The 15,494-nt window shown below is 73.9% G+C and carries 14 protein-coding genes; 6 read left to right on the plus strand and 8 right to left on the minus strand.

Annotated elements, in window-relative coordinates; all coding sequences use genetic code 11:
- Positions 1-70: 70 nt before the first annotated feature.
- From SPRI_RS02230 to SPRI_RS02240, 3 genes are all read right to left on the minus strand, one after another.
- The gene (locus tag SPRI_RS02230; RefSeq protein ID WP_005307730.1) at positions 71-493 is read right to left on the minus strand and encodes a roadblock/LC7 domain-containing protein; all 423 of its coding nucleotides are present in this window, start codon (positions 491-493) and stop codon (positions 71-73) included.
- Positions 490-3,066, minus strand: coding sequence for a sensor histidine kinase (locus SPRI_RS02235; protein ID WP_053556664.1), 2,577 nt, complete (start codon positions 3,064-3,066; stop codon positions 490-492). Before SPRI_RS02235 ends, SPRI_RS02230 begins: the two co-directional genes overlap by 4 nt.
- 163 nt (positions 3,067-3,229) lie before the next feature.
- Positions 3,230-4,066 (minus strand): MHYT domain-containing protein, encoded by an 837-nt coding sequence (locus tag SPRI_RS02240; protein ID WP_037772973.1) that lies wholly within the window; start codon positions 4,064-4,066, stop codon positions 3,230-3,232.
- Positions 4,067-4,303: 237 nt separating this feature from the next.
- Here SPRI_RS02240 and SPRI_RS02245 point away from each other — a divergent pair, with 237 nt between their 5' ends.
- From SPRI_RS02245 to SPRI_RS02255, 3 genes are all read left to right on the plus strand, one after another.
- Positions 4,304-4,933, plus strand: coding sequence for a class I SAM-dependent methyltransferase (locus tag SPRI_RS02245; RefSeq protein ID WP_005307740.1), 630 nt, complete (start codon positions 4,304-4,306; stop codon positions 4,931-4,933).
- Positions 4,934-5,065: 132 nt separating this feature from the next.
- Positions 5,066-5,380: a hypothetical protein gene (locus SPRI_RS02250; protein ID WP_005307743.1), complete on the plus strand. Its 315-nt coding sequence runs from the start codon at positions 5,066-5,068 to the stop codon at positions 5,378-5,380.
- Between the two features lie 76 nt (positions 5,381-5,456).
- Positions 5,457-6,260, plus strand: coding sequence for a hypothetical protein (locus tag SPRI_RS02255; RefSeq protein WP_053556665.1), 804 nt, complete (start codon positions 5,457-5,459; stop codon positions 6,258-6,260).
- Between the two features lie 734 nt (positions 6,261-6,994).
- On the opposite strand, the gene SPRI_RS02260 is transcribed toward SPRI_RS02255, so the two are convergent.
- Together SPRI_RS02260 and SPRI_RS02265 are read right to left on the minus strand one after the other, a co-directional pair.
- The gene (locus SPRI_RS02260) at positions 6,995-7,177 is read right to left on the minus strand and encodes a hypothetical protein (RefSeq protein ID WP_005307749.1); all 183 of its coding nucleotides are present in this window, start codon (positions 7,175-7,177) and stop codon (positions 6,995-6,997) included.
- Between the two features lie 94 nt (positions 7,178-7,271).
- Positions 7,272-8,360, minus strand: coding sequence for a fatty acid desaturase family protein (locus SPRI_RS02265; RefSeq protein WP_005307753.1), 1,089 nt, complete (start codon positions 8,358-8,360; stop codon positions 7,272-7,274).
- 327 nt (positions 8,361-8,687) lie between these two features.
- Between SPRI_RS02265 and SPRI_RS02270 the strand changes: the two genes are divergently transcribed.
- From SPRI_RS02270 to SPRI_RS02280, 3 genes are all read left to right on the plus strand, one after another.
- On the plus strand, positions 8,688-11,564 hold the full coding sequence (locus SPRI_RS02270) for a DEAD/DEAH box helicase (RefSeq protein WP_053556666.1): 2,877 nt from the start codon (positions 8,688-8,690) through the stop codon (positions 11,562-11,564).
- Positions 11,561-12,844, plus strand: a complete 1,284-nt coding sequence (locus SPRI_RS02275) for an SWIM zinc finger family protein (protein ID WP_005307757.1) — start codon at positions 11,561-11,563, stop codon at positions 12,842-12,844. Before SPRI_RS02270 ends, SPRI_RS02275 begins: the two co-directional genes overlap by 4 nt.
- A gap of 292 nt (positions 12,845-13,136) precedes the next feature.
- Positions 13,137-13,718, plus strand: coding sequence for an N-acetylmuramoyl-L-alanine amidase (locus SPRI_RS02280; protein ID WP_005307760.1), 582 nt, complete (start codon positions 13,137-13,139; stop codon positions 13,716-13,718).
- Between the two features lie 15 nt (positions 13,719-13,733).
- Here SPRI_RS02280 and SPRI_RS02285 read toward each other — a convergent pair whose 3' ends face one another.
- The 3 genes from SPRI_RS02285 to SPRI_RS02295 form a co-directional block, all read right to left on the minus strand.
- Positions 13,734-14,180 carry a nitroreductase family deazaflavin-dependent oxidoreductase gene (locus tag SPRI_RS02285; RefSeq protein WP_005307762.1) on the minus strand — a complete coding sequence of 149 codons (447 nt, stop codon included), beginning with the start codon at positions 14,178-14,180 and terminating at the stop codon, positions 13,734-13,736.
- Positions 14,181-14,262: 82 nt separating this feature from the next.
- Positions 14,263-14,457: a hypothetical protein gene (locus SPRI_RS02290; RefSeq protein ID WP_005307764.1), complete on the minus strand. Its 195-nt coding sequence runs from the start codon at positions 14,455-14,457 to the stop codon at positions 14,263-14,265.
- Positions 14,458-14,584: 127 nt separating this feature from the next.
- Positions 14,585-15,460, minus strand: coding sequence for a phosphatidylinositol-specific phospholipase C/glycerophosphodiester phosphodiesterase family protein (locus SPRI_RS02295; protein WP_086025624.1), 876 nt, complete (start codon positions 15,458-15,460; stop codon positions 14,585-14,587).
- Positions 15,461-15,494: the final 34 nt, after the last annotated feature.

A 15,494-nucleotide genomic window follows, 5' to 3' on the forward strand; every position in this document is an offset into this window, starting at 1 on the left:
CCGTCCCCACGGGAGCCGTTGGGCCCGAAGCCGTTCGGCCCGGAGCCGTTCGGTCCGATGCCCGCGCCGCTCATGTCGCATCGACGCGTGGCGGCGTGCGCAGGTGTTCGCCGACGCGCTTGACGAGGCGGGCCATCTCGTAGGCGACCAGGCCGATGTCGGCGGTGGCCGAGGTGAGCACGGCGAGGCAGGAACCGTCCCCCGCGGCGGCCACGAAGAGGAAGCCGTCGTCCATCTCGACCATCGTCTGCCGTACCCCTCCGGCGCGGAAGTGCCGCCCGGCGCCCTTGGCGAGGCTGTGGAATCCGGAGGCGACGGCGGCCAGGTGTTCCGCGTCCTCGCGGCTCAGCGCGTGCGACGCGCCCACCGGCAGGCCGTCGTTGGACAGCACCACCGCGTGCCGTACCTCGCGCGCGCGCTGTACGAGATCGTCCAGCAGCCAGTCGAGGTCGCCGAACCGGTAGTGGGCCGCGGCTGTCTCGTGCTCGGTCATGCGTGGTCTCCTTCGGTGCCTGGGCCGGCCGGGCCGGGCGCGCTGCCGTCGCCTCTGGTCCAGCCGTTGCGGTACGCGGTCATCCGGTCGCGGACCAGTTCGGGGGTGCGGTGCGCCGGGGTGTCGTCGGCCGCCGCCGGGACGCGGTGCTCCTGGGGCCGTGGCGCCTCGCGCAGTTGCGGCACGAGGTGGGACTGCCGCACCCGGCGCGGGAGTTCGCCGTCCCCGGTCCCGGCGGGCGTGTCCCGCAGCCGCAGTGCCCTGAGGGTGGGTGGCGCCCCCTGTCCGGGCGGGGCCCCGATCGCGGGCCGTCCGGCCCGGGCGGTGACAGGCGCGGAGGGCGTCGCCGCAGGCGGGGTGGCCGCGGAAGCGGAGGTGGCGGGCGCTGACGAACCGGGCGCGGGCGACTCGGACGCGGGCGACTCGGACGTCGGAAGGCCGGCGCGCGGTGCGCTGAGCGGCGGCTCCGCCTCCGTGCGGGCCGGGCGCGCACCGTCGGCGCCGGGCGGGGCGTGTTGCAGCAGATCGGTGGGCAGCAGGATCACGGCGGTGCTGCCGCCGTAGGGCGAGGCCCGGAGATGGACCTTGATGCTGTGGCGGGCGGCGAGGCGGCTGACGACGAACAGGCCGAGCCGGTCGCTGTCGAAGAGGTCGAGGGCCTCCGACTCCTCCAGCCTGCGGTTGGCGTCCGCCAGCGCGTCCTTGCCCATGCCGAGCCCGCGGTCCTCGATCTCGAGTACGTAGCCGTTGCCCACCGGCTCGCCGGTGACCCGCACCTTGGTGTGCGGAGGGGAGAACTGGGCGGCGTTCTCGACCAGTTCCGCCATCAGGTGTGTGAGGTCGGCGACGGCGGCGCCCGTGACGGACGTCTCCGGCAGCTGTCGCACCTCGACCCGCGCGTAGTCCTCGATCTCGGACACCGCCGCCCGCACGACGGCGGTCAGGGGGACCGGCCTGCTCCAGGCCCGCCCCGGCGCGGCGCCGGACAGGATGATCAGGCTCTCCGCGTGGCGGCGCATCCGGGTGGTGAGGTGGTCGAGCCTGAACAGGTCGCCCAGTTCGCCCGGGTCGTCGGCGCGCCGCTCCATGGCGTCCAGCAGGGTGAGCTGGCGGTGGACCAGTGTCTGGCTGCGGCGGGCGAGGTTGACGAAGACGCCGGAGATGCCGTCGGCCAGTTCGGCGCGCTCCACGGCGGCGCTCAGGGCCGCGCGGTGGACGGTGCCGAGCGCCTCGGAGACCTGTCCGATCTCGTCCTCCGCCGGAGCGCCGGGCGGGGCCTCCGCCCGGATGTCTATCTGCTGGCCGGTACGCAGCCGGCGCATGGCCTGGGGCAGCTTGCGCCGGGCTATCTCCAGTGCGCTGTTGCGCAGGACGGTCAGCTCCACGACGAGGGCACGCCCGATCCGGACGGAGATGACGAGCGACGCGGCGACGGCGACGAGGCCCAGGAGCACCGCCGCACCCGCGACGGTGAAGACGCCTCCGCCCAACGGGTCGGACCGCTCGGCGGCTTCGCGGCGCGCCTGTGCGGCGATGTCGCGCATACCGTCCCCGACGACGGTGTACGCCTGGTCCCAGTCACCGGCGGCGACGGCCGTGGCGGCCCTGCGTCCCGCGGTCGCGGCCGACAGCCGGTCCTCGGCCTCGCGCAGTGCGCGGTGGGCGGGCTGTGCGGTGAGGTCGCGCCATGCGGCACGCTCGGGTCCTCGCAGGTCGGCGACGGCCCCCTCGACGAGGGCGGTGCGCGCGGCGACGGTTCCGGTGAACGTCCGCAGCCGGCCCTCTTCGAAGGTGCCTGCGACGTGCGCGGAGGTGACGAGGGCGTCCTCGCGCGCCAGCATCTCGCCCGCCCTCGCGAACTCGAGGAGTACGCGGGCGTCGGCGCCCGGCCCGTGGTCCTGGATGCCCGCGACCGCGCCGGCGACGTCGAATGCGGCGCCGACGGTGTCGGTGTAGGTCCGATAGGCACGGTCCCAGGAGGTCTTGCCCTCGAGGACGGCGGTGCGCACGGTCCCCAGCTCTCCGGCCAGCGAGACGAACCCGCCGAGGCGCCGGGCGACGGCCTGCGGCGTTTCCCCGCCGTCGGCGACGGTGTGCGTGTCGTCGAGCCGCAGACGGCGCACCGCGTCGTCGGTCCGGCGGGCCCCGGCCTCGAGCGCGGCCGCCCGCTCCTTCGAAGGCCCGCTCAACTGGCGCAGGGCGGCACGCCGTTCGGCCTGGAGTGCGGCCACGGCCTGGTCGACGGGCCGGCTCACCTCGTTCTCGATGCGCTGTGACCGGCTCAGCCGCGCCATGTCCTGAGCGGTGGTGACCGTGGCGAAACCCCACAGCGCCAGCAGCGAGAGGACGGGCACCATCAGCAGCGAGATGACCTTCGCGCGGACGGTCCTGGGCCGTTGGAACAGCCGCTTGCGGGAGACCGGCCAAGGGGGCTGCGGCAAAGGTGGTTCCTGTCCGGTGTGCTCGACCGCCGGCGGCCCGGCGTGGGCCCGCCGCCCACGGACCGCCGGCCCGTGCGGTGGCGGGTGCGGGAACGGCGACTCGCCGCCCGGGGTCGTACGGGATGTGCGCATGGGCTCCTCGTTCCGGATACGTGCTGGGCGCGGCAGCGTCGCCCGGACCGGCTGGGCGGTGGCAGTGGGCGTGGCGGGCGTGGTGCGTGCGGTGGAAGCGCCCGGCCCGGCGGGGCGGTGGCAGTGGGCGTGATGGACGTGGCGCTTGCGGTGGACAGGACGACTAGGCGGTGGCAGTGGGCGTGGTGCGTGCGGTGGACGGGCCCGGACCGTTGGACGGGGTGGTCGCGACGGGAGCGGTCGGCTCCATCCGCTGGGCCGAGGTGTAGGCGGCGTGTTCACCCGCGGTCGGGGAGAGCGCGACGAAGGCGGACGTGACGAAGAGGTACGAGCCGAGGCCGACGGCGAGGGGGAAGATGAACTGCATCGCCGTCGCTCCCGGCAGGCTCCCCTCGGCCGGGGAGACGTCCACGCCGACGGCGAGCATGCCGGTGTAGTGCATGCTGCTGACGGCCGCGCCCATGACGAGCGACGCGAAGGCCACGGCAATCGCGGACCTGATGTTCAGCGCCGCCCAGAGCGCCGCGGTCGCGGCGACGACGGCGATGGCGACGGACAGGGCGACGAGGAGCGGGTCGTAGTGCACGGTGCCGTGCAGCCGCAGGGCCGCCATGCCCAGGTAGTGCATGCTGGCGACGCCGAGCCCCGTGGCGAGGCCGCCGATCAGCAGGGCCGGGGTCCGGTTGCGGCCGTAGCCGACGCAGAAGACACCGGCGCCGACGACGAGCATGGCGACGACGAGACTCAGGATCGTCAGCGGCACGTTGTAGCGGATGTCGGTGCCGCGCACGGCGAAGCCGAGCATGGCGACGAAGTGCATCGTCCAGATTCCGGTGCCGATGGCGGACGCGGCGGTGATCAGCCAGTTGCGCCGGGATCGGCCGGTGGCGGAGAGGGCGCGCACGGTGCAGCGCAGCCCCAGGGCGGCGCCGATGACAGCCATCAGGTACGACAGCGCGGGGGTGAGCAGGCCGTAGGCCGCGTGGTCCAGGTGTCCCATGGCTCAGGGACGCTAGCCCCGAGGGGGGCGCGCGTCGGGGGCTCAGTTCGAAAGCTGTTGGAATATGACAGGTAGATGTTTCTGAACGATCGTGCCGCGCTCGAACGTGTGCGCAGTACGGTCATGTGCCGCGCGGCGGATCGTGCGGGCGGAAGCACGGCGGAGGCGGACGCCGTCCATGAGGGCGGTGCGGCCGCCGCCGTGACGGACCGGCCCCGTATGGCGGATCATGGGTCCATGGCCGCCGACCGCGCAGAGCATGACCACACCCGGGTCCAGGAGTTCTTCGGCGTCCGGGCCGCCGACTGGGACAGCCGCTTCCCCGACGACGGGCCCGCCTATGCCGCCGCCGTCGGGGAGACGGGGCTGCGCCCCGGGGACGCGGTGCTCGACGCGGGCTGCGGCACGGGGCGTGCCCTTGAACCGCTGCGGGCCGCCGTGGGACCCACCGGCACTGTGATCGGCATCGACCTGACCCCGGAGATGCTGCACCGGGCCCGGCTCGCCGGGCGTGACCGCAACGGCCGGCTGCTGCTCGCCGACGTGTCCCGGCTGCCCCTGTCCGACCGCTCGCTCGACGCGGTCTTCGGAGCGGGGCTGATCTCCCACCTGCCGGATCCCGCCGAGAACCTGCGGGAACTCGCCCGCGTCGTACGGCCGGGCGGACGGCTCGCCCTGTTCCACCCCGTGGGCCGGGCCGCCCTGGCCGCGCGCCAGGGCCGCCGGATCACTGACGACGACCTGCGGGCCGAGCCCAACCTGCGTCCACTGCTGGACGGTTCGGGTTGGCGGCTGACGTCCTACGTCGACGAGGACGACCGCTTCCTCGCGCTGGCGGTACGTCAGGAGACCCTGCCGGCCGACTGATCGGGCGGCGCGTCATCATGCGTCCGGAGCCGACCGGGCAGGCGCGGCCCGAAGCGCTCCCGTCCCCGTTCGAACGGGGTGCGGCGGTGGAACACTTGAACTGACCGGCGGCGTCCCGCCGCCCCGGAGAAGGTGGTCACCGTGCTCGCTCGGCTCCGTAGTTTCCTCGCCTCCCGTTCGGCCCGGGCGAAGGCCCCTGGGCCGTCCACGCGACAGCACAACCTGTTCGAGGCCGCTGCGACCTATGTGACGGCGTCCATAGAGGACGACGACGACCGGCTGGAGGAGGCGGCCGGCTGGGTCGCCCCCGACGCCCTCGTCTTCGGGGTCAACCAGCTCGCCTGCCGCGCCGTGGTCGCTCTCGCCCGGGAGCGGAACGAACCGGTCGAGGTGGTGGCGCGCGGGCTTCTCGGCCTGCCGGGGGCGCAGCCCGCAGGATCGAATTAGCGGCCGTCGACCCTCGACGCACGGGTTACTCACTGGTTAAGGTGCGCCGACGAAACGATGGGACGAGGAGGTGGCCGTGGCCGGGGCGGAAGACACCGTCGACGACGACTCGCTGTATGTGCTGACCGCGGTGCTGCTCACGCCGGCGCAGTTCCCCAGCGTGCTCGGCGACGACTACCCGGCCGCCTGCCAGGCACTGAGCCTGGAGCCGTACGCGGAGGGTTACGGGCTGGTCCTCGGGCAGGACTCCGACGGCGCGCGCTGGACGGTCGTGGTCGACGACGTGTCGCTCGTGGCCGTCGCCATCGCCTCGTGGGACTGCGGGATGGAGTACGACCTGTCGCCCGACGAGCACAGCGTGATCGCGGCTCTGCCCGGCTGGCCGCTGGCCGTCGCGGTCGCCGCGCCCGGCGTTCCGGCGCCGCACGACCCCGCTCGCGAGGAGGGCGACCGGCCGCCGCTCGCCCCGCCGGACATGGGAGCCTGGGGCCCCGCGCAGCGCCGGCTGGGCGCGGACGAGGTGGCGCTGCGGTGGGCGCAGTGGCGGGGGCAGATCGACGACGCCGAGGCGCAGTCGTCCCCCGACGCTCCGGACGCCGGGAGCCGCGGGCCGCGCGAGCGGGTACGCCGCGTCCTGGAGCAGGCGAGGGCCTATGTGGAGTCCTCGCCGCCGCCCGGCCGGGTGCGCTCCTCGTTCGCCCCCGGCGGGGCCCGGATGCTGCGTGCCGACGGTCCCGGCTGGTCGCTGGTGGCCAGGACCGACGACATGGCCTTCCTGCTGCTGGACGAGGAGCCGGGCGAGGTGGTGCCGGTGGGCCGCGGTCCTGAGCTGCCCGGGCTGCTGGAAGCGCTGGAGAAGGTGGCCGTCCACCCCTCCTGAGCCGGGCCCGCCCCGCGGACCACGGCGGCTGCGGCACGCCCGGGCCGCAGCGGCCGCCGGCGCCCCGCTCGACGCGCCACGGCCCGCCCTGGGCGTCGGCACCCCCGAGCTCGACGCACGAAGGCCCTCCCGAGGCCGCCGGCACCCCCGCTCGACGCGCCTGGGCCCCCGGGCGCCGGCACCCCCTCGACGTGCGAAGACCCGCCCCCGGGCGTGGCACCCCCGCTCGACCCATCAGGATCCGCCCTCGGGCATCGGACTCCCACTCGCGCACGAAGGTCCACCCGAGGCCGCCGCCCCTCCCCCTCGACGCGCCAGGGCCCGCCGGGCGCCGGCACCCCCTCGACACGCGAAGGCCCGCCCCCCGGGCGTCGGTACTCCCACTCAACGGACGAAGGTCCACCCGAGGCCGCCGGCCCTCCCCCTCGACGCGCCAGGGCCCGCCGGGCGCCGGCACCCCCTCGACTGGCGAAGACCCGCCCCCGGACGTCGGTACTCCCACTCGCGCACGGAAGGTCCACCCGAGGCCCCCCGGCACTCCCCTCGACGCGCCAGGGCCCGCCAGGCGCCGGCACCCCCTCGACGTGCGAAGACCCGCCGGAGGCCGCAGGCATCCCCCGCTCCACGCGCCAGGGCCCACCCAGGGCCTCGGCCCTCGACGCGCGAAGGCCCGCCCCGCCCCCGATGGGGGGCAGGACGGGCCAGGGGTTGTCAGCGCGCCGCCGCGGCGGTGCTCAGCGGCCGATCTCCTTGCGGGAGACGCGCCGCAGCCTGCGGCGCTGGCTCGGGTCCAGCATCAGGTACGCCACCGCCGGTACGCCCAGCACCACCAGCAGCGACAGCCAGAATCCGAGCAGCGGCATCAGGAGCAGCCCGACGGCCACTCCCCCGATCACGATCTTTGTGCGTGTCGACATTTCGACGCCTCCTCCGCGGCTGTGGCCGCTCCTGCTGAGAGAACGTGCGCACTGGCCCCACGGTTCCACCGTGCGGTCCCGCGCGGTGTTTCCACTATGCGGTCTGCCGCAGCGGCTCGCCGACCTCGTGCAGGTGGGTGAGCGCCTGGCGGTAGGACTCGACGAGCCCGGTCTCCGTGAAGGGGATCCCCAGCGACCGGCAGTGCGCACGCACCAGCGGCTGGGCGAGCCTCAGGTGGGGCCGGGGCATGCTCGGGAAGAGGTGGTGCTCGATCTGGTAGTTGAGGCCGCCGAGGAACCAGTCCGTGACGTGGCCGCCGCGGATGTTGCGGGAGGTGAGGACCTGCCGGCGCAGGTGGCCCCAGTCCTTGCCGGTCTCCTCGTCGGGCATCTCCATCCCCTTGTGGTTCGGGGCGAAGGCCATGCCGAGGTGGAGGCCGAGGACCATCTGGTGCACGAGGGCGAACAGCACTGCCTGGCCGACCGGCATGGCCGCCAGCAGCAGGGCCGCGTATCCGGCGACGTGGGCGAGGAGCAGCGCGCCTTCGAGGACCCGCTCCCCGCGCTTCTGGCGGCCGCCGCCCCGGGAGAACACGGCCTGGAAGCCGTAGATCTTGAGGGCGATGCCCTCGAGGGTGGTCAGCGGGAAGAACAGCCAGGCCTGGTGGCGGGTGAGCCAGCCGCGCAGTCCGGACCGGCCGGCCACGTGCTTCTCGCTGAAGACCAGGACGTCCGCGGCGACGTCCGGGTCCTTGTCCACGTGGTTGGGGTTGGCGTGGTGCCGGTTGTGCTTGTCGTTCCACCACTCCTGGCTCATGCCGAGGAGCAGGTTGGCGTGCACGAGCTGGATGATCCGGTTCGTGCGGCGGTCCGCGGCGATCTGCGCGTGGCCGGCGTCGTGGCCGAAGAAGGCGGCACGGGTGGAGAAGAGTGCGAGCAGCGGAGCCAGGAGCAGCACCCACCAGGAGCCGCCGAGCAGTGCCACGCCGGTGACGACGGCGGCCAGGGCCAGGAGGTTCACGGTGATGCCACGCGCGTACCAGCCGGTGCGGCGCTCCAGCAGGCCCTGTTCCTTCACCGTGCGCAGCAGCGGTGCGAACTCGCTGCCCGCGCCGGACCGGCGGCCCGTGGGGGCCTCGGCGGCGACGATGGGCGGGGGAAGGGTGGCGGTGCCCTGGGGCATGGTGGGTCTCCGGTCTGTGGACGGCGGGGGTGCCGGACGCGCGCGGGGAAAGGTGGCTGCGCCGGATGCGCGAACTGTCCGACTGCTCCGGCCTGATAAACGTATGGACCGGGGGCCCTTGGGGGCGATGGCGCCACCACCCGGGCTCGGCGGGGGCAATCCCGCCCGTCGGGGTGGCGCTGGCTGTACCCCCGACGGTACGGCAGACCTGACGACAGCGTGGAGTGAGCCACATCACCGGGTGAGCACGGCCGTGGACTCGTTCCGGTGGTGTACCCTCGGCGCTTCCGTCCTGCGGTAGTCAAATTTGAGGAATGCGTCATCGTCGTGCATGTGCTCCCTTCGGCAACCTCCTCCCCCGCCGTCGACTCCCCCCTCCTTCACGCCCTCGCCCCGTGTTCCGCCGTCTTCCTCCCGGGCGACCCCGCGCGCACGGGCCGCGTCGCGTTCTGGCGCTCCGACGGCGAGGAGCTTCCCGTCGGCGACGACGCGCTCGCCCCGCTCACCGTCGTCACCTCCGACCTCCGCACGGTCACGGTGCCGGCGCTGCTGTTGCCCGTTCAGGAAGCACTGCCCGTACTCACCCGCGCCCGCGCCGCCGCCGACTCCTCAAGATCCACGGCCTTTTGGGGCGCGGCCTCGCTCCTCGCCCTCCAACTCGCCGCGCGCGGGCTGCTCCTGCCGGGCCTGAGCCCCACCGGCATGGACGCCTGGCGGATGGGACCGCTCGCACCCGAGGACCTGGAACGGATGCGTACGCTGGCGGCCTCGATGCCGCCCGCCGCACACTCCGTCGCGGTGGACGGTCCGGCCGGGACCCTGCTGCCCGAACCGGAGCACCTGCTGCGCCGATTCCTCGACGCGGTCGCGGACGGACTGCCCCGCTCCCCCGCCGCGCCGCTCGCCGCCGAAGGACCGGCGTTCGCCGCGCCCGAGCCGCAGCATCTGCCCGGCCTGCGCGCCTGGGCGGCCGACATCGCCGCCGGGCACGACGCGGGTGTGCGCCTCTCGCTGCGCATCGAAGTGCCGGGACTGGAGGACGCCGGCCCGGCGGGCGGCGCTCCCCGGTTCCGCGCCGTGCTGCAGATCCACAGCGTCAGCGACCCTGCGCTCGTGGCCGACGCCGCCGACGTGTGGGCGGGGGCCGCGTCCTCGGCCGGCGGATTCGGGCCGCGGGCCAGGCTCGACGCCCTCCTCGCGCTGCGCCGGGCGGCCCACGCCTGGCCGTCGCTCGCGCCCCTGCTGCACGCCGCCGTGCCGGACGCCGTCGAGCTCGCCGACGAGGAGGTCACCGAACTGCTGGGGGAGGCTTCACGGGCACTCGCGGCCACCGGCGTCCAGGTGCACTGGCCCCGGCAGCTCGCCCGGCGCCTGACCGCCCGCGCGGTGATCGGCCCTCCCGACGACGGGGAACAGGCATCGGGCCGGGAGTCGTCAGGTCTCCCCTCGTTCCTGTCGGCGGACGCCCTGCTGTCGTTCAACTGGCGTTTCGCCCTGGGTGACCAGCAGCTCACCCGGGCCGAGCTGGACCAGCTGGCGGAGGCGGGCCGGCCGGTCGTGCGGCTGCGTGACGAGTGGGTGCTGATCGACCCGGCGGAGGCCCGGCGCGCCCGCGAGAGCCAGGACCGCAAGCTGTCCCCCGTGGACGCGCTCGGCGCCGTGCTGACCGGCACGGCCGAGGTCGACGGGCGTACGGTCGAGGTGGAGGCGTCCGGCGCGCTCGAACGGCTCCGTGAACGGCTCGCCGAACCGGAGGGCGGGCCGCAGGAGATCGGGCAGCCGGCGGCGCTCCAGGCGTCGCTGCGCGACTACCAGCTGCGCGGCCTCAACTGGCTGCACCGGATGACGTCCCTCGGCCTCGGCGGCTGCCTCGCCGACGACATGGGACTCGGCAAGACGATCACGCTCATCGCGCTCCATCTGCACCGGCAGACCGACCCCTCGGCCGCCGGTCCGACCCTCGTCGTCTGCCCGACGTCCCTGATGGGCAACTGGCAGCGGGAGATCGGGAAGTTCGCCCCCGGCACGCCCGTACGGCGCTTCCACGGTGCCGCCCGGTCCCTCGAAGGGCTCGGGGACGGGGAGTTCGTCCTCACCACGTACGGCACGATGCGCCTCGACGCGGCCCGGCTGGCCGGGGCCGACTGGGGCATGGTCGTCGCCGACGAGGCGCAGCACGTCAAGAACCCCTACTCGGCCACCGCCAGGCAGCTGCGCACCATCGGCGCCAAGGCCCGTGTGGCGCTCACCGGTACGCCGGTGGAGAACAACCTGTCCGAGCTGTGGGCGATCCTCGACTGGACCACCCCCGGCCTGCTCGGGCGGCTCGGCACCTTCCGCAGCCGTTACGCGCAGGCCGTCGAGGGGGGCGCCGACCCCGCTGCCGCCCGGCGACTGGGCGCCCTGGTGAGGCCGTTCCTGCTGCGCAGGCGCAAGTCCGACCCCGGCATCGCGCCCGAGCTGCCGCCCAAGACGGAAACCGATCGCGCGGTGTCGCTGACGGCCGAACAGACCGGCCTGTACGAGGCGGTGGTGCGCGAGACGCTGGCCGCGATCTCCGAGGCCGGAGGCATGGAGCGGCGTGGCCTGGTGGTCAAACTCCTCACCGCGCTCAAGCAGATCTGCAACCACCCGGCGCAGTACCTCAAGGAGGAACGGCCCAGGGTCGAGGGCCGCTCCGGCAAGCTGGAACTGCTGGACGAACTGCTGGACACCATCCTCTCCGAGGACGCGAGCGTGCTCGTGTTCACCCAGTACGTGCAGATGGCGCGGCTGCTCGAGGGACATCTCGCCCGGCGCGGGGTGCGGACCCAGTTCCTGCACGGCGGCACACCGGTCCCCGAGCGGGAGGCGATGGTGAACCGCTTCCAGAACGGCGAGGTCCCCGTCTTCCTCCTGTCGTTGAAGGCGGCGGGCACCGGCCTGAACCTCACCCGGGCGGAGCATGTGGTGCATTACGACCGCTGGTGGAACCCGGCGGTGGAGGCACAGGCCACCGACCGCGCCTACCGCATCGGGCAGGACCGGCCGGTCCAGGTGCACCGGCTGATCGCCGAGGGGACGATCGAGGACCGCATCGCGCGGATGCTGGAACGCAAGAAGGACCTGGCCGACTCGGTGCTCGGGGCCGGCGAGGCCGCCCTCACCGAACTGACCGACGCCGAACTGGCCGACCTGGTGGAACTGCGGGGAGCGGGACGATGAACGAACCGGAGGCACTGACGAGGACCTTCGAAGCCCTCCCACCCACGAGCGGGAGGGGCTTCGCGCAGACATGGTGGGGGCAGGCCTGGCTCAAGGCCCTTCAGGACACGGCACTCGACGGCGAACAGCTGAAGAAGGGCCGCCGGCACGCACGGGAGGGGGCGGTGGGGGCGGTCTCCGTACGTCCCGGCCGGATCACCGCGGTGGTCCGGGACCGCGACGGCACGGCGTACCGCAGCGACGTACTGTTCCAGGAACTCGACGAGCAGGACTGGGAACGCTTCCTCGACGTGGCCACGGACAGCGCGGGGCACATCGCGGCGCTGCTCGACCGGGACATGCCGCCGCATCTCGTGGAGGACGCCGCGGCGGCCGGTGTGGAGCTGCTGCCCGGCATCGGTGACCTGGAGCCCGAGTGCACCTGCGACGCATGGGACCACTGTCCGCACACGGCCGCGCTCTGCTACCAGGTGGCGCGCCTGCTGGACCAGGACCCGTTCGTCCTGCTGCTCATGCGCGGGCGCGGGGAGCGCCGCGTCCTGGACGAGCTCCAGCTGCGGTCCGTCGCACGGGCGAACCCGCCGGCGACGGACCGGGCCGACGAGGAGCAGGCGGCGGCCGTGGTGCGCGCCGACGAGGCGTTCGCGGCGGCCGGCATCCTGCCGCCGCTGCCCGCTCCGCCGCCGCTGCCCGACGAGCCCGGAGCTCCTCCCTCCCTGGACACCGGGACGGATACCGCGGGCGGTCCCGACGCCGCGGCGCTGGAGTTCATCGCCGCCGACGCGGCGGCACGCGCACACCGGATGCTCGCCCAGGCACTCGCGCCCGGCCGTGCCGGGCAGCCGCAGGAGCACGTCCTGACCCGGGACGAGGACGCGGTGCGGATGGCCGCCTCGGTGCCCGGACCGGTGATCGCCGCCCGGCTCGCCGCCGGCACGGACCGCACCCGCGCCGAGCTCGACCTCGCGGTCCGGGCATGGCGGTACGGGGGCGCCGCCGGACTGGCCGTCCTCGAGGAGGACTTCGTCCCGGACGACGACCAGGTGTCTCGTGCGGAGAGCGCTCTGGCGGCGGCCTGGGCGGCCGAGCCGGACCGTCCGCGCCTGCGCCCCTCGGGCCCGGCGCGGTGGACGGTCGTCGGTACCGGGGAGCAGCTGCGCCTGGGCCGCGACGGGAACTGGTGGCCCTTCCGCAAGGAGCGGGGCGCGTGGGCTCCCGCCGGACCGGCCTCACCCGACCCGGCAGAGGCCCTCGCGGGCGCGTCCGGCGAGGGCGCCTGACACACCGGGGGCAGCACGGCTCCGGGACGGCGCGGGCGTCCCGGAGCCGTAGCCGCGACCGGGCCCGGAACGGCAGGTACGGCTGCCCGGACGGTCCGTACGACTGCCCGAGGAGCGCCGACCCGCACGGCACGGGGCCACCCATGCCGTCCGCCAACTCCTTTGGCACAACTAGCAGTTGACCGATACCGCGTTCTTCCGCCGTTCACCCGGCCGCCAGTACCGTGGTGCGCCGAGGCTCTCACCGGCCTTGTCCTGACCGTGTCCCCGCACCCCCACCAGGAGAAGGCCCATGGACCGCAGATCCCTGCTTCGGGGCGTCGCCGCGACGGCCGCCGCGCACACCCTGCTGCCCGCGACCGGCGCCCGGGCTGGCACCGCGGCGGTGACGGACTACCCGGACGCCGAGTGGGTGCCTGCCGCGTCCGCCAACTACACCGCCTCCAACAGGCCCACGGCCTACCCGGTGCGGTACGTCGTCGTCCACGTCACGCAGGAGACCTACGCCGACACCCTCGGGATCTTCCGTGACCCGGCGAGGCGGGTGTCCGCCCACTATGTGGTGCGTTCCTCCGACGGACACATCGCGCAGTGCGTGCGGGAGCGCGATGTCGCGTGGCACGCGGGCAACTGGAACTACAACACGTGGAGCATCGGCATCGAGCACGAGGGCTGGGTGGACCGGCCCGCGTACTTCACCCATGCCCTCTACGAGCGGTCCGCGGCGCTCACCGCATCGGTCTGCGACCGGTACGGCATCCCCAAGGACCGGGCCCACATCCTCGCCCACTCGGAGGTACCCGGCGCCACCCACACCGACCCGGGCCCCCACTGGGACTGGGTGCGCTACATCCGTCTGGTCAACCTCTCCTGAGCCGGCGGCGGTCCGTCAGCGGTCCCGGTCCGGCGGCTCGACGACGAAGACCGGGATCTCCCGTTCGCTCTTCTGCTGGTAGCCCTCGTAGTCGGGGAAGGCCTCGACGGCGCGGGCCCACCACACGGCCTTCTCCGCGCCGTTCACCTCACGCACCGTCATGTCCCTGCGCACCGGGCCGTCCTGCAGCTCGACCTGGGGGTCCGCCTTGACGTTGTAGTACCAGACGGGGTGCTTGTGCGATCCGCCGTGAGAGGCGACGAGGGCGTACGCGCCCGCGTGTTCGACCCGCATCAGCGGTGTCTTGCGGAGCTTTCCGCTTCTCGCCCCGCGCGTGGTGAGGATGACGACCGGCATCCCGCGCAGCGTGGTGCCGCTCGTGCCGCCGGACTTCTCGTACTCCTCGACCTGATCGCGGACCCATTGTTCGGGGCTGGGCTCGTACTCACCCTCGAGTGGCATTGCGTTCATCCCATCGCCTGTGGCTCTGCCGTCGGTTCGGCACCGGTACGCCGTGCGGATGCCCGGCTTCCGGGCTGCTTACTCAAGGCCGCAGGCTCCCCACGACGTTGGCCGTGGCCGCGATGCCCTCCTGGATGGTGGGCGCCATGCTGGTGCCCGCCAGGAAGAAGCCCAGCAGCGCGCAGACGACCGCGTGGCTCATCTTCAGCCCTCCGCTCCGCAGAAAGATCACTGCGAGCACCAGCAGGAGCAGCACCACCGAGATCGAAATGGCCATCGCCAACCTCCTTCGCCGCGCCGGAATTGCGGCATTCGGCGGCCAGTCTGGCGCAGCGGAAGTCCCGTACGGCCGACTGGCGTGTCCGCCGTACGGGTGCATCTCCAAGATCCGGCCGTGGAGGTGGTCACCGGCGGTCGTGAACGCCCAGGAAGCGCTCCAGACCGGCCAGGTCGTCGGTGTTGATGTGGTCGGCGCCGGCGGCGAGCAGTTCGCTCCAGACGGCGTCGCGGGCCGGCCCCGCGAGGTCGGGTGTCGCCCAGAAGCGGACCCGCTGGGAGCGCCGGTGGGCCGTGGCGACGAGCGTGTGCAGCTTCTCGCGCTCCGCCGCGGGGAATTCACCGGTGCCGAGCCAGCTGAAGCTGTGCGTCCAGTTGCTGGAGATCAGCGGGATGAAGGAGGCCGGGGCGGGATCCGCCGCGGCGAGGTCGTCGAGGCGGCCGTCGTAGAAGGCGTACCGCACGCGCTGCGCCTCCATCGGGGCGCGGGCCGCACGGTCCCCGGAGATGACCGGGGTGACCGCGCCGAGGCGTACGTGCCCGTGGGCGCAGCTGCTCAGCATGCGCCGGTACTGCCGCAGTTGGCGGTCGAGCTCCAGGTAGGCCGCGACGCCGTCCGTCTTGATGTCGATCAGCAGCTGCACCGGGCGGCGACGGCCCGGGTACACGCTGCCGTGGTTGGCGCGCACCCGGGCGAGCAGCGGGTCGAGGTAGAGCGAGCGCAGGGTGCGGGCGGGGTCGAGTTCGGCCGGCTCGTGGGCGACGAGCAGTTCGCCGTCGACGAGGAAGATGTCGGCCTCGACGCTGGTGAAGCCGTGCGACAGCGCGTCGTGCAGGGGGCGTTCGTGCAGATAGTCGTTGTGGGCGTGGGCCCGGCGCAGCGGCGCCGGGCCGTCCGGTGCTCCGCCGCGCGTCGCGGCGCGGGCCTGGGACGGCACCGCGACGGCGCCGGCGAGTGCGGCGGCGAGAGTGGTGACGGCTCTGCGACGAGTGGTCGGCACGATGACCTCCGGGCTCTGCGGGTCGGGAGGGACACCG

Origin of the sequence: Streptomyces pristinaespiralis (assembly GCF_001278075.1) — a bacterium.
Taxonomy (GTDB): domain Bacteria; phylum Actinomycetota; class Actinomycetes; order Streptomycetales; family Streptomycetaceae; genus Streptomyces; species Streptomyces pristinaespiralis.